This is a genomic window from Mesorhizobium sp. 43Arga, assembly GCF_053714255.1.
On the sequence record NZ_JBSKBO010000004.1, the window covers coordinates 99,233 to 123,469 of the forward strand.

At 64.6% G+C, this 24,237-nt stretch carries 20 protein-coding genes; 9 read left to right on the forward strand and 11 right to left on the reverse strand.

The genetic code is table 11. The features are described 5' to 3' along the window. The first annotated feature begins 272 nt into the window (after positions 1-272). The 3 genes from ACWGS8_RS16140 (at position 273) to ACWGS8_RS16150 (ending at position 3,964) form a co-directional block, all read left to right on the forward strand. The gene (locus ACWGS8_RS16140) at positions 273-2,093 is read left to right on the forward strand and encodes a sensor histidine kinase (RefSeq protein ID WP_454581862.1); all 1,821 of its coding nucleotides are present in this window, start codon (positions 273-275) and stop codon (positions 2,091-2,093) included. Beyond that, positions 2,090-3,475, forward strand: a complete 1,386-nt coding sequence (locus tag ACWGS8_RS16145) for a sigma-54-dependent transcriptional regulator (RefSeq protein ID WP_454581863.1) — start codon at positions 2,090-2,092, stop codon at positions 3,473-3,475. The genes ACWGS8_RS16140 and ACWGS8_RS16145 overlap by 4 nt, the downstream gene beginning before the upstream one ends. Positions 3,476-3,541: 66 nt before the next feature. After that, entirely contained in the window at positions 3,542-3,964 is a 423-nt protein-coding gene (locus tag ACWGS8_RS16150) for a GNAT family N-acetyltransferase (protein WP_454581864.1), read from the forward strand. Here ACWGS8_RS16150 and ACWGS8_RS16155 read toward each other — a convergent pair. The 9 genes from ACWGS8_RS16155 to murA form a co-directional block, all read right to left on the reverse strand. Beyond that, entirely contained in the window at positions 3,961-5,076 is a 1,116-nt protein-coding gene (locus ACWGS8_RS16155) for an anhydro-N-acetylmuramic acid kinase (RefSeq protein ID WP_454581865.1), read from the reverse strand. The two genes, ACWGS8_RS16150 and ACWGS8_RS16155, sit on opposite strands and share 4 nt — an antisense overlap. Further along, positions 5,030-6,091, reverse strand: coding sequence for a serine hydrolase domain-containing protein (locus tag ACWGS8_RS16160; RefSeq protein WP_454581866.1), 1,062 nt, complete (start codon positions 6,089-6,091; stop codon positions 5,030-5,032). Before ACWGS8_RS16160 ends, ACWGS8_RS16155 begins: the two co-directional genes overlap by 47 nt. Positions 6,092-6,344: 253 nt before the next feature. Further along, positions 6,345-8,093, reverse strand: coding sequence for an ABC transporter ATP-binding protein (locus ACWGS8_RS16165; RefSeq protein ID WP_454581867.1), 1,749 nt, complete (start codon positions 8,091-8,093; stop codon positions 6,345-6,347). Continuing rightward, a complete protein-coding gene (locus tag ACWGS8_RS16170) occupies positions 8,090-8,929 on the reverse strand; it encodes an ABC transporter permease (RefSeq protein ID WP_454581868.1) in 840 nt (279 codons plus the stop codon). The genes ACWGS8_RS16165 and ACWGS8_RS16170 overlap by 4 nt, the downstream gene beginning before the upstream one ends. Further along, positions 8,929-9,888: an ABC transporter permease gene (locus ACWGS8_RS16175; RefSeq protein WP_454581869.1), complete on the reverse strand. Its 960-nt coding sequence runs from the start codon at positions 9,886-9,888 to the stop codon at positions 8,929-8,931. Before ACWGS8_RS16175 ends, ACWGS8_RS16170 begins: the two co-directional genes overlap by 1 nt. 147 nt (positions 9,889-10,035) lie before the next feature. Further along, the gene (locus ACWGS8_RS16180; RefSeq protein ID WP_454581870.1) at positions 10,036-11,553 is read right to left on the reverse strand and encodes an ABC transporter substrate-binding protein; all 1,518 of its coding nucleotides are present in this window, start codon (positions 11,551-11,553) and stop codon (positions 10,036-10,038) included. Between the two features lie 123 nt (positions 11,554-11,676). Then, entirely contained in the window at positions 11,677-12,600 is a 924-nt protein-coding gene (gene murQ, locus ACWGS8_RS16185) for an N-acetylmuramic acid 6-phosphate etherase (RefSeq protein ID WP_454581871.1), read from the reverse strand. A 156-nt stretch (positions 12,601-12,756) separates the two neighbouring features. Beyond that, positions 12,757-13,641: a BadF/BadG/BcrA/BcrD ATPase family protein gene (locus tag ACWGS8_RS16190; protein ID WP_454581872.1), complete on the reverse strand. Its 885-nt coding sequence runs from the start codon at positions 13,639-13,641 to the stop codon at positions 12,757-12,759. Then, positions 13,638-14,894, reverse strand: coding sequence for a UDP-N-acetylglucosamine 1-carboxyvinyltransferase (gene murA / locus ACWGS8_RS16195; protein WP_454581873.1), 1,257 nt, complete (start codon positions 14,892-14,894; stop codon positions 13,638-13,640). Before murA ends, ACWGS8_RS16190 begins: the two co-directional genes overlap by 4 nt. Positions 14,895-15,059: 165 nt before the next feature. Here murA and ACWGS8_RS16200 point away from each other — a divergent pair, with 165 nt between their 5' ends. Continuing rightward, positions 15,060-15,920: a MurR/RpiR family transcriptional regulator gene (locus tag ACWGS8_RS16200; RefSeq protein ID WP_454581874.1), complete on the forward strand. Its 861-nt coding sequence runs from the start codon at positions 15,060-15,062 to the stop codon at positions 15,918-15,920. Between the two features lie 262 nt (positions 15,921-16,182). Here the strand turns inward: ACWGS8_RS16200 and ACWGS8_RS16205 are convergent, their stop codons facing one another. Both ACWGS8_RS16205 and ACWGS8_RS16210 read right to left on the reverse strand, forming a co-directional pair. Further along, complete coding sequence (locus ACWGS8_RS16205) at positions 16,183-17,538, reverse strand: glutamine synthetase family protein (protein WP_454581875.1); 1,356 nt, start codon at positions 17,536-17,538, stop codon at positions 16,183-16,185. A 267-nt stretch (positions 17,539-17,805) separates the two neighbouring features. Continuing rightward, positions 17,806-18,504, reverse strand: a complete 699-nt coding sequence (locus ACWGS8_RS16210; RefSeq protein WP_454581876.1) for a GntR family transcriptional regulator — start codon at positions 18,502-18,504, stop codon at positions 17,806-17,808. Positions 18,505-18,890: 386 nt separating this feature from the next. Here ACWGS8_RS16210 and ftsZ point away from each other — a divergent pair, with 386 nt between their 5' ends. From ftsZ to ACWGS8_RS16235, 5 genes are all read left to right on the forward strand, one after another. Then, positions 18,891-19,928: a cell division protein FtsZ gene (gene ftsZ, locus ACWGS8_RS16215; RefSeq protein WP_019856808.1), complete on the forward strand. Its 1,038-nt coding sequence runs from the start codon at positions 18,891-18,893 to the stop codon at positions 19,926-19,928. Between the two features lie 177 nt (positions 19,929-20,105). Beyond that, positions 20,106-21,149, forward strand: coding sequence for a substrate-binding domain-containing protein (locus ACWGS8_RS16220; RefSeq protein WP_454581877.1), 1,044 nt, complete (start codon positions 20,106-20,108; stop codon positions 21,147-21,149). A 35-nt stretch (positions 21,150-21,184) separates the two neighbouring features. Beyond that, positions 21,185-22,456, forward strand: a complete 1,272-nt coding sequence (locus ACWGS8_RS16225) for an ABC transporter substrate-binding protein (protein WP_454581878.1) — start codon at positions 21,185-21,187, stop codon at positions 22,454-22,456. Positions 22,457-22,535: 79 nt separating this feature from the next. Continuing rightward, positions 22,536-23,381, forward strand: a complete 846-nt coding sequence (locus ACWGS8_RS16230) for a carbohydrate ABC transporter permease (RefSeq protein ID WP_454581879.1) — start codon at positions 22,536-22,538, stop codon at positions 23,379-23,381. Further along, complete coding sequence (locus ACWGS8_RS16235; protein ID WP_454581880.1) at positions 23,378-24,223, forward strand: carbohydrate ABC transporter permease; 846 nt, start codon at positions 23,378-23,380, stop codon at positions 24,221-24,223. The genes ACWGS8_RS16230 and ACWGS8_RS16235 overlap by 4 nt, the downstream gene beginning before the upstream one ends. The last annotated feature ends 14 nt before the right edge of the window (positions 24,224-24,237 follow it).

The window sequence follows — 24,237 nt, forward strand, 5'->3', positions numbered from 1 at the left end:
GATGGACGGAACCCGCCCTGCGTGACTTCTCCCATCGCGGCGTTCCGGTCGCCCGCCGCTGGCAAGGAGTTTTGCAAGCGCTGTGCCAGATCGTGGGAAGCCCGAAATCCAGGGATTCCGGGCGTCCTTCGGTGGAGGCGTGTGCGGATTTCCGCACAGGAGGCGTTTGCCTGGGCGGAATTTCGCATTAGAGTGACGGCAAGGCCGCGAGAAAAAGGAGAGAGCAGACGTCGCAAGCAAGCACGGATAGGCGCGCCGCGGCCGGTGGCGACTTGCTCCGCGAGGCGGTGGCGCGGCTGCGCGATGGCCGCTGGCTTGTTGTTGTCATTGCTCTTGCGATACTGGCGGGCGCAATCGCGATCGCTGGGCGCATCGCCATCGGCCAGGCGACCAATGACCTGCGCGATGGCGCGCTCGCCGCCCTGCCGCTGGCGGCGGGAACCCTGACCGGCGAAATCGAAAAGCAGCGCCTGGTTCCCTTGGTATTGGCCCGCGATGATGCTGTGCGCGGGGCGCTGCGCCGGGCCGGAAAGATGCAGGAAGCGGCCCTCAACGACAAGCTCAAGGCGATCGCCGGCGATGCCTCGGCGTCCGCCATCTACGTCATCGACACGGCGGGCATCGCGATATCGGCCAGCAATGCCGGCGAGCCGACGAGCTTTGTCGGCATCGACTATAATTTCCGCCACTATTTCAACGAGGCCATGGCGAAGGGCGCGGCCAGCCAATACGGCCTTGGCACGATCAGCGGCCGGCCGGGACTCTATCTTTCGAGCCGTGTCGATGACAACGGCACGCCGCTGGGCGTAGCGGTGCTGAAGGTCGAGCTTGACGGTGTCGAGGCCAATTGGCGCTCCAGCGGGTTTCTCGTTTTCGTCACCGACGAACGCGGCGTCGTGCTGGCCACCAGCCAGCCCGAATGGCGGTTTCATGCGCTGGCGCCGCTTTCCGCCCAAGATGCCGCCGCTGCCCGTGAGCAGCTTCAGCTGACCGATCCCGCCTTCGAACCACTGCCAATACGGCGCGGTGCCGGTGACGGCCTGGCGACCATCGACGGCCCCGGCAAGCCGCGCCAGTTTGTCGAGGTGGTGCAGGACCTGTCCGGCGCGGTCCCCGGCTGGCGCCTTTGGCTGCTGACACCGGCGGATGCCGCTCTCTCGTCCGCCGCCAACACGGCGCGGCTGACGACGCTGCTCGGGCTGCTGCTGACCGGCCTGCTTGCCTACGTGTTCACGAGGCGCCGCCGCACACGCCGTCTGCGGCAGGAGGCGCTGGCGCGCATGAATGCCGAGCTGGAAAGCCGGGTCAGCACACGCACGGCCGAGCTGACGCGCTCCAACGCCGCGCTCGCCGGCGAGATCGCCGAGCGTGAAAATGCGGAGGCCAAGGTCCGCCGGCTGCGCGACGATCTTGCCCAGGCCAACAGGCTCTCCATCCTTGGCCAGATCGCTGCCGGCGTGGCGCACGAGATCAACCAGCCGGTCGCCGCGATCCGCACCTATGCCGAGAATGCCGGCCGCTTTCTCGAAAGCGGCAAGACCGAACCGGCGAGCGGCAATCTGACCTCGATCGTCTCGATGACCGAACGCATCGGCGCCATCACCAATACGCTGCGCACCTTCGCGCGCCGGCCCGGTGTCGCCGCGTCGCCACTGCCGGTGCGCGAGGCGATCGACGGCGCGCTGTCGCTGCTCTCCGGCCGCATTCGCGATTCCGGTGTCACCATCGTCAAGCCGCAAGGCAACCCATCACCGATTGTGATGGCAAGCCGCATCCGGCTGGAGCAGATCCTCGTCAACCTCTTGCAGAACGCGCTCGACGCCATGAAGGACCAGCCCGATCCCCGCATCGACATTGACCTCGCCGAGCGCGACGACCGAGTGCTGATTTCGGTGCGCGACAACGGTCCCGGCCTCGGGCCGGAAGCGGCCGGCAATCTGTTCATGCCGTTCCAGACCACCAAGGAGAAAGGGCTCGGCCTCGGGCTGGTGATCTCGCAGGAGATCGCCCAGGAATTGGGCGGCACGCTGCGGCTCGATTCCGACAGCGCCAAGGGCGCATCCTTCACCATCGATTTGAGGCGAATTGAATGAATGAGGGATCAGGGCGGGTGGCGCTCGTCGAGGACGATGCGGACCTACTTCATGCCACTACGCAATTGCTCGAGCTCGCCGGTTTCACCGTGGTTGCGCTTGAGGCCGCCGAGGCCGCACTTGCCGTCGTCGACAGGGACTTCGATGGCGTGGTCGTCAGCGACATCCGCATGCCGGGCATGAACGGCCTGCAGCTGTTCGACCGCATCAAGGCGATCGACCCGGACATACCGGTGATCCTCGTCACCGGGCATGGCGATGTCGATCTTGCTGTCGCCGCACTCAAGGACGGTGTCTACGATTTCATTCCAAAGCCCTACGCCGGAGACCGCCTTGTCGAGGCGCTGAGACGGGCCTCAGAGAAGCGGGGGCTGGTGATGGAGAACCGGCGGCTGCGCCAAGCCGCCGCACTAGCTGCCGACGGCCTGCCGCTGATCGGCGAGGCGCCCGCCATCCGGCGGCTGCGCGAAACCTTGCGCCAGATCGCCGATATGGATGTCGACGTGCTGGTGGAAGGGGAGACAGGAACCGGCAAGGAAGTGGTGGCCGACCTCTTGCACCGCTGGGGCCGGCGGCGTTCCAAGCCCTTCGTGGCGCTGAATTGCGGCGCGCTGCCCGAGACCGTCATCGAAAGCGAGCTGTTCGGCCACGAGGCCGGTGCGTTCACCGGCGCGCAGCGACGGCGGATCGGCCGCGTCGAACATTCCAGCGGCGGCACGTTGTTCCTCGACGAGATCGAATCCATGCCGCCGGCCCTGCAGGTCAAGCTGCTGCGGGTGCTGGAGACGCGCAGCCTCACGCCGCTTGGCTCGAACGAGACGCGGCGCCTCGATCTGAGGGTCGTGGCGGCGACCAAGGTCGATCTCGGCCGGCCTGACCAGCGCGGCGATTTCCGCGAGGACCTCTATTTCCGCCTCAACGTGGTGACGCTGCGCATCCCGCCTCTGCGCGAGCGGCGCGGCGACATCCCGATGCTGTTCGGGCATTTCCTCGGCAAGGCGGCCGAACGGTTCGGCCGGCCGGTCGCCAAGGTCAACGCCGCAGTCAGCGATCATCTCCAGTCGCATGTCTGGCCGGGCAATGTGCGAGAACTCGCCCATTTCGCCGATCGCGTCACGCTTGGTCTTGGGCCTGACGACGAGACGAAAGCGGTTTCCCCGCAATCGGCGGAGCCAGCGGCCCCGTTGCCCGAACGCGTGGGCCACTACGAGGCGCGGCTCATCCGCGATGCGCTGCGCGAGCATGGCGGCGATGTGCGCGGCGCCATCGACGCGCTCGGCGTGCCGCGCAAGACGTTTTACGACAAGCTCAAGCGCTATGGCATTGCCGCATCCGAATTCCGCAATGGCGGCGATCCGCACCCTGTTCGGGTACAGACATAGAAATTGCCCGAGAGCCTTACGCCCGCAACCCTTCATTCCAGCCAGCCGAGCTTTCCGGAAAGAGCCATGAACACGACAGTCGAAACAACGGCAAACCCCTTGCCGGAAGACCTTGCCTTTCTCGCCGAACGGCTGACGTCGTTCAATGACGGCGATGTCGGCGCGTCCGAAAGAAAGGCGCTCGCTGTGTTCGTGCGCGACGAGACTGGCGCGGTCGTCGCCGGCATTTCGGGTTACACCGCCTGGGGCTGGCTCTACGTGCAATGGCTGTGGGTCGATGAAAGGCTGCGCGGCCAGCAAATGGCCGGCAAAATGCTGGACGCGGCCGAACAGGAAGCCGTGGCGCGCGGCTGCAACAACGCCTGGATCGACACCTTCAATCCAAACGCCGCCAAGGTCTACCAGCGCCAGGGCTATCAGCCGTTCGGAACGCTGGCCGATTTCCCGGTCGGCCGCAGCCGCATCTTCCTGCAGAAGAAGCTGGTTTAGCCGGCAAGCTTTCCGCCGCGCATCGGCTGCGGCGCGCCGGTGGTGCTAGGAAAACTGATCGGCAGGCCGCGCAGCACGCGCACCGCCAGGAAGGCAAAACACTCGGCCTCCACCGCATCGCCGCTCCAGCCGAGCCTTTCGGCCTGCACCACCTCGACGCCGGCGCGGCTGGCGAGCATGGCCATCATCGTCGGGTTGTGCCGGCCGCCGCCGCTGACCACCAATTTCCTAGGCCGGATGGGCAACAGGTCGAGCGCCTTGCCGACGGCGCCGGCGGTGAAAGCAGTGAGCAGGGCCGCGCCATCCTCGATATTGAGGCCGTCGGCCATGGCCGCGCCGAAATCGAAACGGTCGAGCGATTTGGGGTAGGGCTTGGTGAGATAAGGATGCTGCAACAGCATGGCGAGCCTTGCCTCGTCGACGGTTCCCGCGCGGCCAAGCGCGCCGTCGCGATCCATGTCGCCGAGCCCCCTCGACTTGATGAAATCATTGAGCGGCGCATTGGCGGGGCCGGTGTCGAAGGCAACGACATTGTCGGCCCCATCCCACCAGGTGATGTTGGCGACGCCGCCGAGATTGAGCACGGCCACCTCGCCGCTGGCGCCGGCGCTGCGCATCAGCGCGGTATGATAGGCGGCGGCCAGGGGCGCGCCTTGCCCGCCGGCGCGCATGTCGGCCGAGCGGAAATCATAGGCGACCTTGGTGCCCAACAGGGCATGCATCAGCTCGCCGTCACCCAGTTGTCGGGTCTGGCCGAGCCGTCCGACCTGCGGCGCGCGATGCAGCACCGTCTGGCCGTGAAAGCCGACGACGCCGATATCGGCCATCGTCATGCCATAGCCCTCGACCAATTCCCTGACCGCGGCCGACTGGGCACGCGTCAGCGCTTCCTCGGCCGTGCGGAAGATCGCCGGTTCCGGCCCGACAAAATTCCAGGCCCGCGCCGCCGTCAGCGTCTCTTCCAGCAGCGAGCGGATCGACGGGGGATAGGGCATCAGCCGGTAGGTGCCGAAATCGTCGATGCTCTCGCCATCGGTCTTGATCAGCGCCACGTCGATGTTGCCGTCAAGCACCGTGCCGGTCATCAGGCCGACGGCCCAGATTGGTTCCATCATCTAGCTCCCAAAGTCCGTTGACGAGATCGCCGACCGTCTGCCGCAGCGAGATGATTCCGCTGTCGAAATGACGTGTCGGATGGATCCGGTTGGTGAGCAAGGTCCACGCCTTGCCGCTGTCGAAATCTATCCACAGTCCGGTGCCGGTAAAGCCGGTGTGGCCGATCGCTCCCGGGTTGCACAACTTCCCGCCCGACCAGCCTTCATAGGGGCGCTCCCATCCATGGGTGCGGGTGGCGGATAAGGGTGTGCGCATCAGCGCGATCGACCGTTCGCTGGCACCGCTGCCGTCCAGCAGCCCTTGCGCGAAATCCAGCACCGAAGCGATTGTCCCGAACAGGCCGGCGTGACCGGCGCCTTGCAGCGCCGAGCAATTGTCGTCGTGCACCTCGCCGGACAGCACGCGATGACGCCAGGTGCAGTCCTCTGTCGCCGCGGCGGCATCCGGCTCGGTTGACCAGCCAAATCCAGTGCCGGGATCCATGTCGCGGATGGTCTTGCCCGACAGCCGCTCGAGGGCAAAGCCGAGCAGGATGAAATTGATGTCGGAATAGACGGGTTCACGGGCGCGCCATTCGCGCTGCAGGATAAAGGCACGCAGCAGGTCGGGATCGCGTCCGTAAGTGTAGATCGGCTCGACGGCCGGAAACGGCGTCTGGTGGCCGAGGCACTGGCGAAACGTCACCTTCCGCTCCCAGGCCTGTTGATCGTACTGGCGAAGGTCGGGCAGAACCGAGATCAGTGGCGCGTCGAGATCGATGACGCCGTCTTCCGCCAGCGCCAGTATGCGCGGAGTGGTGAAGATGACCTTGGTTAGTGATGCCAGGTCGAACCAGGTTTCGACGGTCATTGGACGCTGCTCGGGCACGAGTTGCGCCGAGCCGATTGCCCTGACGATGCGGCGGCCATTGCTGTCGACAATGCCGAGCACGCCGCCGGGAATGCGCTTGGTGGACACCGCTGTTGCGAGTGGTTGGAAAGCGCGGTCGAACAACTGGACGAGGTCGCTCAATGTCGACCTCCATTGGAGAGGCCGAGATCCTTCGCGCCCCCCTCTGTCCTGCCGGCTCCGGCCCTTCGCTGTCGCTCCGGGCGTTCGTCGTTCGGAAAGCCAAGCAATTGGCTTTCCGTCCGCTGCGCGGACCACTTCTCACCCCCCACGAAAGCCACGGCGACATCCGATCTCCCCCCATGTGGGGGAGATGCCCGGCAGGGCAGAGGGGGGCGCTGTCCCGCCAAGTCCGGAAATGTCTTGAGGACTGAAGTCACGCCTCAACCCTCGCTCGATGGTCCGGCCCGAACTGCTCCCATTGCGCCGGAGCCGGCTCGAACCCCTGCGGGCGCACGAGCGAGGGAACCTGGCGTGTGTCGATCTCGAAATGCTCGCGCCGCCGGTCGATGGTCGGAACCGCCGCGATCAGTTTCTTCGTATAGGAGTGCTTCGGTTTCGACAGCACCGAGGCCGCATCGCCGATCTCGACGATCTGGCCGGCATAGATGACGGCGATCCGGTGCGCGATCCGCTCGACCACCGCCATGTCGTGCGAGATGAAGAGATAAGCCAGCCCGAATTCGCGCTGCAGTTCGACCAGCAGCTCCAGCACCTTGGCCTGCACCGAGACGTCCAGCGCCGACACGGCCTCATCGAGAACGACCACGGACGGGTTGAGCATCAGCGCACGGGCGATGCACAGCCTTTGCCGCTGGCCGCCGGAGAATTCATGCGGATAGCGCTGCAGGCTATTCCTAGGCAAGCCGACGCGTTCCAGCAGGCTCGCCATCCTGGCGCGTGTTTCTGCATTCACCCGGCCGCCGTTTGCGATCACCGGCTCGGCCAGGATGCTCTCGATGGTCAGCCTCGGATTGAGCGAGGCATAGGGATTCTGGAACACCATCTGCACAGGCTTGGCACTGCGCTCGGCCGAAGCCTTTCGAGCGCCGACCGAGAAGCTGCCGCGCGTCGAGCGCACCAGACCGAGCACCGCCTTGGCGGTGGTCGATTTGCCCGAACCGCTTTCGCCGACGATGGCCAGCGTCTCGCCTGGCATCAGGTCGAAATCGACGCCGTCGACGGCGTGCACCGCGCCGGTGGCGCGGCTGAAGAAATTGCTCTTGAGGGGAAACCGCACCACCAGTCCGTCGACCTTCAAGGCCGGCTTTGTGTTTTCACCCTTGTCGCGCTGGCCGTCCGCGCGGGTCGCGCTTCCCCTGGCGAAATGCGGCACGTCCTGCAGCAGATGCTGGGTGTAGGGGTGCCGTGCCCTGTCGAGGATCTGGTTCAGCTCGCCTTGCTCCACGGCCTGCCCGTTCTGCATCACCATCACCTTGTCGGCGATGCCGGCAACCAGGCCGATATCGTGGGTGATGAAGATGACAGACATGCCGGTCTCGCGCTTCAACTCGGCCAGCAGCGCCATGATCTGCGCCTGCACGGTGACGTCGAGCGCGGTGGTCGGCTCGTCGGCGATCAGCAGGCGCGGATTGCAGGCGAGCGCGATGGCGATCATCACCCTTTGCAGCATGCCGCCCGACAGCTGGTTGGGCGTGTATTTCAGCCGTCGCGCGGCATCGGGAATGCGCACGCGGTCGAGCGCATCCTTGGCTGCGGCCATGGCCTGCCTGCCGGTCAGGCCGCGATGCAGCCGAAACGATTCCTCGATCTGCGTGCCGATGGTCAGCACCGGATTGAGCGAGGTCATCGGCTCCTGGAAGATCATGCCGATCTCGGCGCCGCGAATGCCGGTCAGTTGTGGTTCGATAGCAGTTATCAGGTCGAAGATGCCGCCATCGGCTCGCTTCAGCTTCATCGCGCCGCCGGTGATGCGGCCGCCGCCGAAATCGATCAGCCGGTTGATCGACAGGGCGGTGACGGATTTGCCGGAGCCGCTTTCGCCGACGATAGCCAGTGTTTCGCCGTCGGCGAGGTCGAAGCTGACGCCACGCACCACCTCGTTGGCGTGCGGATTGCGGCCGAAGCCGACGCGCAGATCGCGAACAGACAGCAGCGGGCTCATGCCGTCGCCCTCCGCATCCTGGGGTCGAGGATATCGCGCAAGGCGTCACCCAGAAGGTTGAAACCGAGGATGCTGATCATGATGGTCAGGCCTGGAAAGATCATCAGCCAGGGCGCGGTCTCCATCAGATTGCGGCTGTCGCTCAGCATCAGCCCGAGCGAGGCGGCGGGCGGCTGTGTGCCGAGCCCAAGGAAGCTCAAACCTGCTTCCGTCAGCAGCGCCCAGGCCAGGGCCAGCGTCACCTGCACGGTCAGCGGCGCTACCAGGTTGAGCAGCAGATGACGCGTGACGATGTAACTCGAGCTGCTGCCGAAGGTGCGCGCGGCGTCGACGAATTCGCGTGCCTTCAGCGAAAGGGCAGGGCCGCGCACCACGCGCGTGAAGATCGGCGTATAGACGATGCCGATCGCCACCACGCTGGTCCATGTGCCTGGCCCGGCGACGGTGACAATGAGCAATGCCAGAAGGATCGCCGGGAAAGCCAAAAGCACATCCATGATGCGCATCACCACGCCATCCCAGCGGCGTCCGAGCCAGGCCGCCGCCAGCCCCAGCACGGTGCCGGCCAGGGTCGCGAAGGCTACCGAGAAGAAGGCGACGGTGAAGGATTGGCCGATGCCGGCCATCAGCCGGCTGGCCACGTCGCGGCCGAACAAGTCGGTGCCCATCCAGTAGGCGCCATTGGGTGCGTGCAGCCGGTCGACGCGGAACTGCGTGATCGGATTGTGGGGCGTCAGCCCGAACAGGCCAAGGATGGCGATCAGCAAATAGACGACGACGATGATACCGCCGATGCGGCCGCTGCCATGGCCGAAGATGGCGCGCAGGATGCGCATCAGGCCTCTCCCAGCCGGATGCGCGGATCGAGCCCGACATAGGCAAGGTCGACCAGGAGATTGACGATCATGAAGTTGAAGGCGATGAACAGCACGGCTCCTTGAACCAGCGCGTAGTCGCGCTGCAGGATGGCGTCGAGCACCATGCGTCCGAGGCCGGGCAAGGCATAGATCTGCTCGACGATGACGGCGCCGCCCAGGAGATAGCCGAATTCGATGCCGCTCAGCGTCACCACCGGGATCAGCGCATTGGGCAAGGCATGGCGCCAGATGACGCTGCGCGCCGACGCGCCCTTGCTGCGCGCGGTGCGCACATAGTCGTCGCTCAGCACGTCGAGCATCGCCGAACGCGATATGCGTGTGATCGACGCGGCGAAGGCGAAGCCGAGCGTGATGGCGGGCAGGATCATCTGGCCGAGATTGCGCAAGGGATCCTGCCAGAGCGGCGCGAATTCGCCCATCGCCGGCAGCACGCCGAAGCCGGCCGACAGCGTGTAGATGATCAAGAGGCCAAGCACGAAGCTCGGCGTCGACTGGCCGATCATGGCGACGATGCGCACCCCGAGATCCGACGGTTTTTCATTGTGCGTGGCGGCATAGATGCCAGCCGGCATGCCGACGGCAAGCGCGATGATCATCGACAGCAGGGCCAGCTCCAGCGTTAGCGGGAAGCGTTCGAGGATGACGTCGAGCACCGGCCGTCCATAGGTGACCGAGATGCCGAAATTGCCCTGCAGGATACCGCCGATCCAACGCAAGTACTGGACGAACCAGGGCTGGTCGATGCCGAAATAGGCGGCGAGCGAATCCCGCTGTGCCGGCGTCAGCAGGCCGGCCTCGGTGCCCAGCATCGCTGTGATCGAATCGCCCGGCACCATCCGGATCGCGACGAAGACCAGGATGGACACGCCAAGCAGGACGAGAGGAAACGTCGCCAGTCGTCGCATCAGATAGTTCACGCGAAGAAGTCCTCTCGTCTAGAGCATGATGCCGAAAAGTGTGAAGCGGTTTTCGGACGACATCATGCTCTATCTTTTGATCTAGAGGAGGATTCAGATTTCAGGTCGATTCGACCTGAAATCATCCGACTCTAGGGCCTGACCGGGCTACTGCTGGATGGTAACCTTGCTCAGGCTGAACAGCGTGCCGGTCGGCGTCGGCACGAAGCCGGCGATGTTCTTCTGCTGGGCCGTGTAGCTGTAGGAGGTGTAGAGCCAGATCCACGGCGACATCTCGGCGAGGTGCTTCTCGAATTCGGCGAAGATCGCCTTGCGTTTGGCCGGGTCGGTCTCGGCGCGGCCCTGCTGCATCTGGCTGTCCAGCGTGTCGTCGATGTAGTTGGCCACCTTCTGCAGATTGCCTGCCTTGGTCCAGTAGCGGTTATACATGGTGTAGGGGTCGGCGCGGCCGCCATTGAGCGCGATCGCCATGTCGAAATCGCCCTTCAGCCAGGCGTCGACATAGACGTTGAGCTCCATCATCTTGATGTCGAGCTTGACGCCGATTTCGGCGAGCTGCGACTGGATGACCTGGGCTTCCGCCGCCGCCGTCGGCGGCTCGCCGGTGGCGCCGATCACGGTCGCCGAAAAGCCGTCGGCAAAGCCGGCTTCTGCCATCAGCTTCTTGGCCTTCTCGACATCGCGCTTATAGCAGAACAGCTGGGTCGGATCGGTGGCGAGCGCCGGGATGGTCAGCGGTCCGGTGACCTTACCTTCGCCGAGCGAAGCGGTGTCCAGCACCTCCTGGCGGTCGATGGCGCAGGAGATCGCCTGGCGCACCTTGAGCTCGGTCATCGGCTTGCGCGACGGGTTGAGCTGTAGCACGTGGTAGGCGAGCACCGGCACGCGGTTCAGCTGCAGGCTGGCCTCCTTCGGCACCAGTGTGGCGACCAGCGGGTCGTTGAGCAGGGCGAAATCGATCTGCTTGGTGCGCATGGCCGCCAGGATCGCCGCTTCGTCGGGCAGCACGCTGATCTCGATGCCGTCGACGCCGGTGGCGCCGCCGGCCCAATCCTTGTTGGCGCTGAGCACCTCCTTGGCGTTGGGGTCCCATTTGTCGAGCTTGAACGGACCTGAACCAACCGCCTTGGTGCCGATGGAGCCGGCCTTGATTTCGGCCGCCGGGACGATCGCCGCGTTGACATCGCTCATCGCCGTCAGAATCGGCACGTCGGGCTGCGACAAATGGAACACGACGGTTGCCGCATCGGGCGTGTCGATGCTGGCGATCGACAGGAAATTGGCGCGAGCGGCCGCGCCCGTCTTCTCGTCGAGGATGCGCTCGAACGAGGCCTTGACGTCGGCCGAGGTGACGGCCGTGCCGTCCTGGAATTTCGCCTTGGGATCGAGCTTGAAGGTCAGTTCCTTGCCATCTTTCGAAAATTCCCACGTGGTGGCGATGGCAGGGATGATCTGCAGGCTGGCATCGACCCGCACCAGCGGCTCATAGATCAGTTCCAGGAGCCGCAGCGACGAAAAGGCCGTCTGCTTGTGCGGGTCAAGTCCGGTGGCGTCCTGCGACCAGGCCATGTGCAGCGTTGCGGCCTGTGTTGAAACCACAGCCACGCCGAGCATCGCGGCAACCGTAATGCCCGACAGGAGTGTTCTTGTGAGATGCCTTGTCATTTTCGTCTCCCATTATGATTTGAACTTGATGCCTTGCAGTTCTAAGGACCGCTTCCAAGACACACATGCTTTGGAGTATCGGCCCAGTCTATGCGGCTTCACGCCGTCTTGTCCCGTGCGGCTTCATGCCGTCCTGTCGCTGATTGCCTTTCGCAGGAAGCCTCCGGCTCTGCCGAGCGCCGCGCGCGCCGCCGCGACATCGAAGCCGGTGATCGCCACGAGGATCGCCAGCTTCACATCATTGCCGGTCTGGGCGAGCACCTGTTTGGCACGTTGCGCCGTGCAACCGGTGGTCTGCATGACGATCCTGATGGCTCTCGCGACCAGCTTCTTGTTGGACGGGTTGAGGTCCACCATCAGATTCTCGTAGCTCTTGCCGATGCGGATCATCGACGCCGTGGTCAGCATGTTGAGCACCAGCTTCTGCGCCGTTCCCGACTTCAGCCGGGTCGAGCCGGTGAGTACCTCGGGCCCGACGACCGGCGAGATCGCGATGTCGGCGATGCCCGCGATGGTCGAGGCAGGATTGCAGGACAGGGCAACCGTGGTGGCGCCGACCTGCCTGGCATAGTTCAGTCCGCCGATGACGTAAGGCGTGCGCCCACTGACCGCGATGCCCACCACGACGTCGTCCGGTGTGAGCCCGATCTCCTGCAATGCCTTGGCGCCCATTTTCGGGTCATCCTCAGCACCTTCCGTCGACCGCACCAAAGCGTCCGGGCCGCCGGCGATCAGGCCGACTACCATGTCCTCTGGCACGCCGAAGGTGGGCGGGCATTCCGAAGCATCGAGAACGCCGAGCCGGCCGCTGGTGCCGGCGCCGATATAGATCAGCCGCGCGCCTTTCTGGAAGGCAAGCACGATGCGGTCGACGGCGGCGGCGATTTCCGGCAGCACCTTCTCGACTGCAGCCGGGACAATCCTGTCCTCGTCATTGATCTTGCGCAGCACGTCGATGGTCGGCAGCAGGTCGATGTCCATCGTTCGCGGGTTGCGGCCTTCGGAAACCAGCAGGTCCAGCTCAGACATCAACCCGTGCTCGGTCATTCCAGTGCTTTCAAAAATTCTGCTGCCGCGCATGGCTCAACGGACGCCAGGGCGTGCGGACCTCGGGTCCGTCATCGCAGTTTTTCTTTGTTAACTTTTTAGAATTGGATATTCGTATCGTCAACAGGAGATTGGAATATTTTATTCCTATCGATATTAAGCCCGCCTTAGGCAGGGCGATCTCTTGGCAAGGATGATTGCGCCGGACACGGCGTCGCCATCAGCAGGCTTCAGGCGGCGCCGGACATCGGGCGAAAGCCAGGGTTCGAGAGGGCTGGCGAGGCCGCCCAGCAAGGTCACGCGCGGCGCGCCTTTTTCGAACAGCACCCGCACCAGCGTGTCGATTTGCTCGGCGGCACTTTGCACGATGCGTCGTCCTGCCGGATCGCCCTGGTCGGCATGGCGCATCACCATTGGCGCCAGCGCGGCGTAGTCCGTGGCGCTGGCGCGGTCCATCCAGGCGACGGCTGCCATCGGGTCGCCTTCGAAGCGCTGCATCACCTCCGCCAGCAGCGCCGTCCGCTCGTGCCGTCCGTCATGGCCGCGCAACGCCAGCTGTACCGCCTTCAGGCCAAGATCGGCGCCGCTGCCTTCATCGGAGATCGGAAAGCCGTAGCCGCCGACGCGCAGGTCGCGCCCTTCGACGAAGCCGAGACCGATCGAGCCGGTGCCGGCAATGACGATGGCGCCGTCCTGACCGGAATGCGCGCCCAGGCAGGCGCCGACGCCGTCGCTGACGAAATCGATGCTGGCAAAGGAGTGCGCGATCGCCCGCAACGCTTCCAGCGCGCCCTTCCGGCCGATACCGGCAAGCCCGATGCCTGCGTGGATCCGGGCGATCTCGGTCGGTCCAAAGCCAGCCTCCTCGGTCGCCGCGCCAAAAGCTTTGGCAATGGAGGCCCAGGCCGCGTCGATGCCGAGCCGCGTCGTCGCCGGGCCGGACAGGCCTTGTCCCAGCACGTTGCCTTCCACATCTTCGATACGGGCCCGGCAGCCGGTGCCGCCGCCGTCGACGCCGAGAAAATAGTCCGGGCCGCTCATGTGCTCAGCCGCTCGATATCGGCGCCGCAAAGGCGCAGCTTGCGGTCCAACTGCTCGTAGCCACGATCGAGATGATAGACGCGGTTGATGATCGTCTCGCCTTCGCTGACCAGCGCGGCCAGCACCAGCGACACCGAAGCGCGCAAATCGGTGGCCATCACCTGCGCGCCGTGCAGCCTCTCGCCACCGCGCACCAGCGCCATCGTGCCTTGCAGCTTGATGTTGGCGCCAAGCCGCATCAGTTCTGGCACGTGCATGAAGCGGTTCTCGAAGATGGTTTCGCGCAGCAGCGATGCACCCTCGGCACAGCACATCAGTGCCATGAACTGCGCCTGCAGGTCGGTCGGAAAGCCCGGATAGGGTTCCGTCGTGAGATCGGCGGCCTTGAGCGGCCGGTCGCGCGACACGATGAGCCCGCGATCGCCGGGCCAGACGCTGACGCCGGTGGCTTCCAGCAATTGCACCACCGAGGCCATGTGCTCGAGCCGGGCATGCGTCAGCTCAAGCTGGCCGCCGGTGATGGCCGCGGCGATGGCGTAGGTGCCGGCCTCGATGCGGTCCGGAATGATGTCGTGCCTGGCCGTGTGCCAGCCGGTGTCGCCGGCGATCAGGATGCGATGCGTGCCGGCGCCCTCGATGCGCGCGCCCATGGCATTGAGGCAAGCGGCGAGATCGGCCACTTCCGGCTCGCGCGCCGCGTTGAGGATCTCGGTTTCGCCTTTAGCCGTGGTCGCCGCCATCATGGCGGTTTCCGTTGCCCCGACGGACGGCGAACTGAGCACGATGCGCGTCCCGGCCAGCCCGTTCGGCGCCGAGGCGACGATCAGGCCGTTCTCGATGGCGATCTTGGCGCCGAGTGCTGCGAGGGCGGAGACATGCATATCGACAGGCCGCGCGCCGATCGCGCAGCCGCCGGGCAGCGAAACCCGGGCATGGCCGAACCGGGCGAGCAAAGGCGCGAGCACCAGCACCGTCGCGCGCATTTTGCGCACCGTGTCATATGACGTTTCCTTCGAAACGGCGGCACTCGTATCGATCGTCGCGGCATGGGCCGATCGCGTCACGTCGGCGCCGTGAAGCCGCACCACGCCCAGCATGTTCTCGACGTCGGTTACGTCTGGCAAATTGGTCAGTTCGAGCGGGTAGGGGCTGAGCAGGGCGGCCGCGATCTGTGGCAAGGCGGCGTTCTTGGCGCCGGAAATGGTGACCGCGCCTTCCAATCTTTGTCCGCCGACGATCCGCAATCTGTCCATGGCTGAACCCTTTTGTGCCGAAAGCGCGGGCCGCGATCCGGCCTCTCCGGGAAAGCCATTCGATTCCCGAAGCTGGCCGGTTCGAGAATTAATTCTGCGTTCTTGGCTGTCAATCGAAATTGGAATATTTTATTCCTCCGAGCACCGAAGCGCTCCAGAGGGTTCATGTCCGTTCTCAAGAAGATCCATGCGAAGCTCGACGGCATGGCGCCCGGCGATCGCGAGATCGGCCAGTACATCGTCGACAATCCCGACCAGATGCTGCGCCTGTCGACGGCAGCGCTTGCGGCCCAGATCGGCCGCAGCCAGTCGAGCGTCGTCAAGTTCAGCCAAAAACTCGGCTATGCCAGCTATCAGGAGCTGAAACTCGCCGTCAGCGAGGCCAAGGCGCAGGATTGGCAGGTGCCGGCCGGCGTCATCCATGGTTCGATCGAGGTCGGCGACACCTATCCGGTCATCCTGAAGAAACTGATCGGCAGCAAGCTGCTGTCGATGCAGCAGACCGTCGCCGCCAACACCGAGCGGATCATCGGCCGCACGCTGGAACTGCTGGATGGCGCGCGCCGCATCCATCTGGTCGGCGTCGGGGCCTCCTCGCTGGTGGCACGCGATTTCTCCTACAAGCTGATGAAGCTCGGCCGCAACGTGCTGCATGACAGCGACAGCCACATCCAGATGGCCAATGCCGCGACGCTGGGGCCCGGCGACGTGCTGTTCGCGCTCTCCTATTCCGGCGCCAGCATCGAAACCTTGCGCATCGCCGAACTCGCCGCCAAGCGCGGCACCATGGTGATCGCCGTCACCGGCCCACACGACAATCCGCTGAGCCGGGTCGCCGACATCCGCCTCTACACCATCGCCGATGAGGAGCGTGCGCGCTCCTCATCCATCACCGCGCGCGATGCGCAGCTGACCCTGACCGATCTGTTGTTCATCCTTTTGCTGCAGAAGCAGCCGGACGCCAACGACTATGTCCACAACAGCGAAGCGGCGGTATCGGTGCTGAAGGCCGAGCGATCCTCGTAGCTAGTTTGGCCGCCACGCAAGCACGATAGCTGGCGCCACGGCGGCGACGGCAAAAACGGCTATGATTGCCACGAGACGGAGGCGTTGCGCTGATCTCTTGCGACGAGGCGGGGATGCTGGTGCATAAGCACTGTAAATGCGCCGACCATCTTCCTCGAAGCTGTCACTATTCGGATAAACCTTCTTGGGTTTCTGTCGCGGTTTAAGTATCCCCATCAGCTGCATAATAGGAACTTGTTTGTCCGGGTCTAGCGTCCAGCGTCTAAACGCTTTCGAGATAGGTCTCGATCTCGAAATCGCTGACGTTGAGAGCAAACGTATTCAACTCCTGGCGTTTGCAGGCGACGAAGGAGTCGCGCAGGATCGCCGGGAAAATCTCCGCCACATGCGTGCCGCTTTCGAAGGTGGCGATGGCGGAGGCCCAGTCCGGCGGCAGCTTGGCGGGTGCCGCGCCTTGTCCGTCGCTCCCGGTCGGCTCGCCAGGCGACAGCTGCCTTTCGATGCCGATCAGTGCCGCGCCCAGTATGGCGGCAAGCACCAGATAGGGATTGGCGTCCGCTCCCGACACGCGATGCTCTATGCGGCGCGCCCCGGTCGGGCCGCCGGGAATGCGGATCGCGACCATGCGGTTCTCGTAACCCCAAGCGACCGCGGTCGGCGCATAGGAGCGTGGGCGAAGCCTGCGGTAGGAATTGAAGTGCGGCGCGAACACCAGCGTGCTCTCGGCCATCGCCGCCAGCAACCCGCCGACCGCATGGCGCATGGTTTCCGAGCCCTGGTCGGTGCGGTCGTCGAACACATTGCGGCCTTCGGTGTCGACCAGGCTGAAATGGACGTGAAAGCCGTTGCCGGCCCGGTCGCCATAGGGCTTGGCCATGAAGCAAGCAGCAAAGCCGTGCTTGCGGGCAATGCCCTTCACGGTGCGCTTGAACAGCACCGCGTCGTCGGCCGCCCGCAGCGCGTCGGCGACATGGTTCAGATTGATCTCGAACTGGCCGACGCCGTTTTCGGCAATCGCCGTGTCGACGGGAATGCCTTGCGCCCTGCAGGCTTCGTAGACGTCATGGATGAAGGCCTCGAAATCGTCGATCTCGTCGATCGACAGCGCCGCGTCGGAATCGAGGCGCCGCCCGGTGACCGGTGATACCGGCCCGACCGGCCGCTGCGACTGCGGATCGACCAGATAGAATTCGAGTTCCGTCGCTGCGACCGGGGTCAGGCCGAGCGCCTTGTAGCGGTCGAGGATGCGGGCCAGCGCCCGCCGGGGATCGCCGAGATAGGGCGCGCCGCTTTCGTCGGCGAGCCAGAGCGGAACGAGCGCGGTCGGATGCGCCGTCCAGTCCACAGGCAGGATGCCGCGTCCCGTCCATTGGCAGAGGCCATCGGCATCGCCGGTCGAGAAAACCAGACTGTTGCCTTCGATGTCCTCGCCCCAGATGTCGAGCCCGATCAGCGAATAGGGCATGCGCAGCTTGCCTTCCAGCGCCTTACGGGCCTGCTCCACGGGTATGCGTTTTCCTCGCATGACGCCGTTGAGGTCGCACACCGCCGCCCTCAGGCTCTGTATGTCGCTTCTGCTTTCAAGCCAGCTCAGAACGTCCGCAATTGCATCGCTCAATTTTAAAACCTCTGGTTTTCGAACGTGCACAAGCCCTGCCGGCTGCGCTATCCCTGGTAAAAAATGCTTGCGAGTTTTCGGAAAGCCTATCCGGCCACTGCCGGATATTTTTCCCTATTTTTTCAAGTCACTAGCTGGGATGTCGGGAGGCATTTCAAAACCAATTGCGCGATCTGCGATCGCAACATAGAGGCTAGAAGGCAGAAAGCCAAGAGGCATTCGGCAGGCACGATCGGCCTTTGGGTCGAGCGGCTATCACCCTCCAACCTAGCCTTTGGCCCCCGGAAATCTGGCCTGGCGCAGGATGTGCGCCGCGCCTTCGTCGATGTCGCGAACGATGGCCGCTCGAGCACGCGCCGCGTCCTGCGCCTCGATCGCGGCGACGACTTCCTCGTGATAGTCGATGTCGAGGATGGAGGAGAGATCGTCCTCGAACCCCATGGCGAGGTTTCGGAGGAAGGGGCCGATCTGCATCCACACGGTCTCGATCAGGAAGATCATCTGCTCGTTGCCGCAATGGCGATAGATCGAGAATTTGAAAGCGTAATTCTTCCTGAGATAGTCGTCGATATCGCCCTCGCGAGCCGCCAGGGTCAATTCGCTGCTGTGGCGCCGGATAGCCCGCAGATTGTTGCCGTTGATGCGCCTTGTCGCGAGCTCGGTCGCCTCGCCTTCCAGGATCGTGCGCACGGCAGTCAATTGCGAAAACCGTTCGGCCGAAATGACAGGCACCTCGACGCTGCCGTTCGGCATCGGGCTCAGCGCCCGCAGCGCCTGCAGCCGCATGAAGGCGCTGCGCACTGGCATGTCGCTGGTGCCGAGTTCCTTGGCAAGCTTGCGCGACGTCAGCTTCTGGCCCGGCGTGAACTGGCCGGACATCAGCGCCCGCACAAGCTCCAGATAGACTTTCTCATGCAGGGGCACGCTGTCGACGGCGGTCAACCCGAATTGTGTTCTGTCGGCCATTGGCGGGGCGCTACTTCGTTCTGTAATCTGGCCTGACGACGGCAGCTGCGGATGATCCTGATTGGGCCGAGCAAGGCGGGCGCCGAAGTCAGCGATATATCGGCGCATGATAGACGCCTCGATCGTTACGCGGCAAGCCGTCAGTGATGCGGCGAGGGGCAGGTCGCGCGGTACGAAGCCGGCGCACGCGGCATCCGCGCAGCGGTTTGCAATATCGCGATCACAAATCTTGACCTTGCGCGCACTTGCACGTCCGGCCGCTCTCTGGCTTTTTGGGACACCCATCCGAACGGACTGATTCGCGTCATGCCGCTCGATTGCAACGTCTTGCGGACAGTCTGCTCATGGGTCGTGAAGCGCGCGAATTTGACGAAGGAGAAGCAGGCATGGCCGAGTTCAAGAAGCCGGAAATCTCCGAGATGAGGCCCAAGATCACCGTTATCGGTGTCGGCGGTGGCGGCGGCAACGCCATCAACAACATGATCGCGGAGCAGCTTCAGGGAACCGAATTCATCGCCGCCAACACCGATGCCCAGGCGTTGACCATGTCGAAGGCGACGCGGTTGATCCAGCTTGGCGCGCATGTCACCGAAGGCCTTGGCGCCGGCTCGCTGCCCGAGATCGGCCGCGCCGCGGCCGAGGAATCGCTCGACGAGATCATGGACCATCTGGCCGGCACGCATATGTGTTTCGTCACCGCCGGCATGGGCGGCGGCACCGGAACCGGCGCTGCCCCGGTCATTGCGCAGGCGGCGCGCAAGGCCGGCATCCTGACGGTCGGCGTCGTCACCAAGCCCTTCACCTTCGAGGGTCGGCGCCGCATGCAGATGGCCGAGGAAGGCATCGAGCGGCTGCGCGAAGCCGCCGACACGGTGATCGTCATCCCGAACCAGAACCTGTTCCGCATCGCCGATGCCAAGACCACCTTCGCCGACGCCTTCGTCATTGCCGACCGGGTGCTTTATTCCGGCGTCAGCTGCATCACCGATCTCATCGTCAAGGAAGGTCTGATCAATCTCGACTTTGCCGACGTCAAATCGGTCATGCGCGGCATGGGCCGCGCCATGATGGGAACCGGCGAGGCGTCGGGCGAAAGCCGGGCGATGAAGGCGGCGGAAGCCGCGATCGCCAACCCACTGCTCGACGAAGTATCGATGAAGGGCGCCAAGGGTGTTCTGGTCTCGATATCGGGCGGCCGCGACATGACCCTGTTCGAGGTCGACGAGGCCGCCACCCGCATCCGCGAGGAGGTCTACGAGGACGCCGACATCATCGTCGGCGCCATCTTCGACAAGAGCATGGAAGGCCGTTTCAGGGTCTCTGTGGTGGCGACCGGCCTCGACCGAGCGCTCGGCGTGGGCGACGCCGATGCTGGCATCGCGCATGACCACTCCATGCCGTCCGCCGCACGGATCTTGCAGTAGAGCTTTTCCTTCGGATTGACGGAGCCTCGGGCAGGCGACCTGCGGAGTAACGCAGGCGCACCGCACTCGCTTGCGCTCCTGCTCGGACAAAGCGGCTATCTCTGATCGAGATTTAAAACGTTTGCATTTTGGCAAAAGGCAATTACAAACGTTTCAAACTCGCCTGAGGGAGGATCGATGACCAGCCGCGTCATCACGCTGAAGGAGCTAGCCGCAAGCCTCGACCTGTCGATAACGACGGTTTCGCGCGCACTTGCCGGCCATGAGCAGATCGCGCTGAGGACCCGCGAGCGCGTCGCGCAGGCGGCGCGCCAGGCCGGCTATGTGCCCAACACCGCGGCGCGCACGCTTGTCTCGGGCCGCAGTGGCTTCGTCGGGCTCGTCCTGCCGATACGCGGCCCCAATCTCGTCGATTCCTTCCTCGGCGAATTCGTCACCGGGCTCGGCGAAGGGCTGGTCTCGCATGGCGCCGACCTCATTTTGGCCACCGCCGCACTTGGCCATTCCGAGCTGTCCGTGCTGCGCCACGTCGTTGAATCCGGGCGCGCCGACGGTGTCGTCGTAACCCGTATCGCCGAGACCGACGAACGCCTTGCCTATCTGCGCGAGCGTGGCTTCCCGTTCGTCGCTCACGGCCGGCTGCTCGACAGTGACTTTGGCTACAACTGGCTCGACACCGACGGCGCGCACGCCTTCGGTGAAGCCTTCGACATGCTCTATGATCTCGGCCACCGCCATTTCGGCCTGGTGACGATCTCGGAGGCGATGACCTTTCGGCATCTCAGGCAGGATGGCCTTGCCGCGGCCATCGCCCGGCGGGGCGATCCCTCGGTACGGCTCGACGTGGTCACGGCGCCGCGCTTCGACCAGGAGGCGCGCATCGAGGCCGTCAACCGGATGCTGCGAGCCCCCAACAGGCCGACGGCCATCGTCGCTCTGTTCGACGAACTGGCGCTGACCGTGATGGAGGAGGCTGCCCGCGCTGGTCTCCGCGTACCGCGCGACCTCTCCGTGATCGGCTTCGACAACATCACCGCGTCGGCCTACGCGCCACCGGGCCTCACCACTTTCGATGCCTCGATCCGCCACTGCGCGCGCGAGATCGCCGACATGCTGCTGACAATCATCGCCGAGAAACCCGCCACACCGCTGACGCGACTGATCCGGCCGACGCTGGTTGCGCGGGCAAGCCATGGACCCGCACCGCAGACAAGAAGCTGACGCCGCCTGACGGCGCATATCCAGGGAGGAAGACCATGATGAGAGCATTGAAGATATTGGCAGGCACGGCGCTAGCGCTGTCGGTCGTCGCCGGTGGCGCGCAAGCCCAGCAGGTACTGTTCTGGTCGACGCAGGCGCGGCCGGTCGAAGAGACGCAGAAGATGCGCGACGAGGTGCTCAAGGGCTTCGAGGGCGCGGTCGACTATCAGGTTGCCGAGGACGGTCCCTGGCTCACCCGCCTGCAGGCGGAATTGCAGGCCGGCTCCGGCACGATCGGCCTGCTTGGCGGCCTGCACGGCGATTTCTCCACCGTCGGCGCCAACCTTGTCGACCTGTCGGCTGTCGACGTCGGCGGGGTCAAGGTCAACGAGGCCTACAGGAAGCTCGGCATGCTCGGCACCGGCGAGCAGAAATACATGCCCTGGATGCAGGCCACCTATCTGATGGCCGCCAACAAGCAGGCGCTGCAATATCTGCCGGCGGGCACCGATCTCAACACCATCACCTATGACCAGCTGATCGAATGGTCGAAGAATATCGCCGAGAAGACCGGTTCGCCGAAATTCGGTTTTCCGGCCGGCCCGAAGGGGCTGAAGCATCGCTTCTTCGAAGGCTTTCTCTATCCGTCCTTCACCGGTTCGATGGTCACGAAATTCCGTTCAGCGCAAGCCGAGACGGCATGGAACAAGTTCAAGGAATTGTGGCAGTACACCAACCCCAATTCGACCAATTACGCCTTCATGCAGGAGCCGCTGCTTTCGGGCGAAGTCTGGGTGGCGTTCGACCATGTCGCGCGTCTCGCCGACGCCTTCAACAAGAAGCCGGACGACTTCGTCGCCTTCCCGGCGCCGGCAGGCCCCGCCGGTCGTGGCTTCATGCCTGTCGTGGCCGGCGTCGCCATTCCGAAGACCTCGCCGGACCAGGAGAAGGCCAAGGCGCTGGTCGCCTATATGCTGAAGCCGGAAACCCAGATCGCCACGCTGAAGGCGACCAATTTCTTCCCCGTCGTCGACGTCAAGCTGCCCGACGACATGCCGGCCTCGGTGAAGGCGTTCGGCCCGGCCATCGCCACCATGACCGGTGCTCCCGATGCACTGCCGGCGCTGTTGCCGATGGGGCTCGGCGACCTCGGCGGCAAGTTCAACCAGGTCTACACCGACTCCTTCGAGCGCATCGTGCTCGGCGGCGAAGATGTCCACGGCGTGCTCGGTGAAGAAGCGACGGCGCTCAAGGCGATCATCGACCAGGCGAAGGCGCCGTGCTGGGCGCCTGACAAGCCGTCCGCCGGCGCTTGCCCGGTCGATTAAAATCCTCCCGAGGGGGCGCCCGGAGCACTCCGGGCGCCCAGACTGCAGCACTCGACCGCAGCACGCAAAGGACACCACCATGCACGGCAAGGCTCTGCCCTATCTGCTGCTGATGCCGGCGACGCTGTTCCTCTGCATCTTCTTCCTCTACCCGTTCGCGCTGGTCGCTTTCGAGGCGGTGACCCGCGACGGTGCCTTCACCCTCGACAATTTCCGCACCATGGCCGGCAGCTGGAAATTCCCGGTCACGATCCGCAACACGCTGCTGCTTGCCGCGATCGTCGTGCCGATCCAGCTCACCATGGCGTTGCTGATGGCAAGCGTTGTGTCGCGGCTGGAGACCGGGCGCAGTGCCGCACTTTACGTCTTCGCCATTCCGCTCGGCATTTCCGACCTCGCCGCCGGCCTGATCTGGCTCGCCATCTTCGATCAGTCCGGCTTCCTCAACACGCTGCTTTCCAGCCTCGGCGTCGTCGACAGGCCGGTCATGTTCCTCGGCTACCAGAACAAGCTGACCATCTTCATCGCAGTGGCGCTGGCCGAGATCTGGCGGGCCACGGCAATCATGATGGTCATCCTTGTTGCCGGCATGGGGCTGATCCCCAAGGAGTATTACGAGGCGGCCGAGGTGTTCGGGGCAAACCCGTGGCAGCGCTTCCGGCGTATCACACTGCCATTGCTGCGCCCCAGCCTGCAGACGGCGATCATCCTGCGCGTCATCCTCGCCTTCGAGGTCTTCGCCGTGGTCGCCGCACTCGGCGGCACCAATCTGCCGGTGCTGATGGGCGAGACCTACAATTGGCAATTCACGCTGCAGGACCGCAACGTCGCCGCCGCCTCGGCGCTGCTCATCCTCGCCATCTCGATCGGCTTCACATTGTTTTTCCTCAGGGTGCTGCGTGTTCCCAAGGAGGCGCGGATATGAGCGCCATCACCGAAGCGCCGGTCGCCGCGATCGGCGACGCACGCAAGGCCGGCGACTGGCTGCTGATCGCCACCGCCATCCTGCTTTGCGTCTGGGTGCTGCTGCCGATCTATCTCTTGATCGTCAACGCGCTGTCGTCGCCCGACCAGGTGACGGCTTTCCCCAAACGCTTCTTCCCGTCCTTCGATCTCGGCAGTCTTTCGTTCTTCATCAATTTCGCCGGCGTCGCCCGGGCGCTGTGGAATTCGGTGCTCGTCGCCACGCTGACCATGATCCTGGCCATCGGCTTCGGCGCGCCGGCCGGCTACGCGCTGTCGCGCTTCGACTTTCCGGGCAAGGGAACCTTCCGCTTCCTGGTGCTGATGACCCGTGCCTTTCCGCTGCCGCTTCTGGCGCTGCCGCTGGCAGTGATGTTCATCCGCACCGGCCTCGACGACACCGCCATCGGGCTGGCGCTGGTGCACACGACGCTGGCGCTGCCCTTTGCCGTGCTGATCACCTTCTCGCTCTTCTCGGGCATTCCCGTCGAGCTCGAGGAGGCGGCCTGGACGCTCGGCTGCACGCGCTGGCAGGCCTTCCGCAAGGTAATCCTGCCGCTGGCGCTGCCCGGCATAGCCGCCTCGGCGGTGTTTGCCTTCACCATCTCCTGGAACGAGGTGTTCGCCGCTGCCGTGCTCACCATCGAAAACCGCACGCTGACCGCCTTCCTGCTGCAGAGCCTTGGTGAATCGCCGCTCTATCTCAAATTCGCCGGCGGCGCGGCGCTGGTCGTGCCGGCGCTGATCTTCATCTTCGCCGTCCGCAAATATCTTTTCGCCATGTGGGGGATCGCCAACCGATGACGCGCTACACGGAG

Excerpts from the sequence above, each read along its gene's own strand:
- ACWGS8_RS16145 (WP_454581863.1), top strand. The coding sequence starts at position 2,090 with ATGAATGAGGGATCAGGGCGGGTGGCGCTCGTCGAGGACGATGCGGAC.
- ACWGS8_RS16150 (WP_454581864.1), top strand. The coding sequence starts at position 3,542 with ATGAACACGACAGTCGAAACAACGGCAAACCCCTTGCCGGAAGACCTT.
- ACWGS8_RS16155 (WP_454581865.1), bottom strand. The coding sequence starts at position 5,076 with ATGGAACCAATCTGGGCCGTCGGCCTGATGACCGGCACGGTGCTTGAC.
- ACWGS8_RS16165 (WP_454581867.1), bottom strand. The coding sequence starts at position 8,093 with ATGAGCCCGCTGCTGTCTGTTCGCGATCTGCGCGTCGGCTTCGGCCGC.
- ACWGS8_RS16170 (WP_454581868.1), bottom strand. The coding sequence starts at position 8,929 with ATGCGCATCCTGCGCGCCATCTTCGGCCATGGCAGCGGCCGCATCGGC.
- ACWGS8_RS16180 (WP_454581870.1), bottom strand. The coding sequence starts at position 11,553 with ATGACAAGGCATCTCACAAGAACACTCCTGTCGGGCATTACGGTTGCC.
- murQ (WP_454581871.1), bottom strand. The coding sequence starts at position 12,600 with ATGACCGAGCACGGGTTGATGTCTGAGCTGGACCTGCTGGTTTCCGAA.
- ACWGS8_RS16190 (WP_454581872.1), bottom strand. The coding sequence starts at position 13,641 with ATGAGCGGCCCGGACTATTTTCTCGGCGTCGACGGCGGCGGCACCGGC.
- murA (WP_454581873.1), bottom strand. The coding sequence starts at position 14,894 with ATGGACAGATTGCGGATCGTCGGCGGACAAAGATTGGAAGGCGCGGTC.
- ACWGS8_RS16200 (WP_454581874.1), top strand. The coding sequence starts at position 15,060 with ATGTCCGTTCTCAAGAAGATCCATGCGAAGCTCGACGGCATGGCGCCC.
- ACWGS8_RS16210 (WP_454581876.1), bottom strand. The coding sequence starts at position 18,504 with ATGGCCGACAGAACACAATTCGGGTTGACCGCCGTCGACAGCGTGCCC.
- ftsZ (WP_019856808.1), top strand. The coding sequence starts at position 18,891 with ATGGCCGAGTTCAAGAAGCCGGAAATCTCCGAGATGAGGCCCAAGATC.
- ACWGS8_RS16220 (WP_454581877.1), top strand. The coding sequence starts at position 20,106 with ATGACCAGCCGCGTCATCACGCTGAAGGAGCTAGCCGCAAGCCTCGAC.
- ACWGS8_RS16225 (WP_454581878.1), top strand. The coding sequence starts at position 21,185 with ATGATGAGAGCATTGAAGATATTGGCAGGCACGGCGCTAGCGCTGTCG.
- ACWGS8_RS16230 (WP_454581879.1), top strand. The coding sequence starts at position 22,536 with ATGCACGGCAAGGCTCTGCCCTATCTGCTGCTGATGCCGGCGACGCTG.
- ACWGS8_RS16235 (WP_454581880.1), top strand. The coding sequence starts at position 23,378 with ATGAGCGCCATCACCGAAGCGCCGGTCGCCGCGATCGGCGACGCACGC.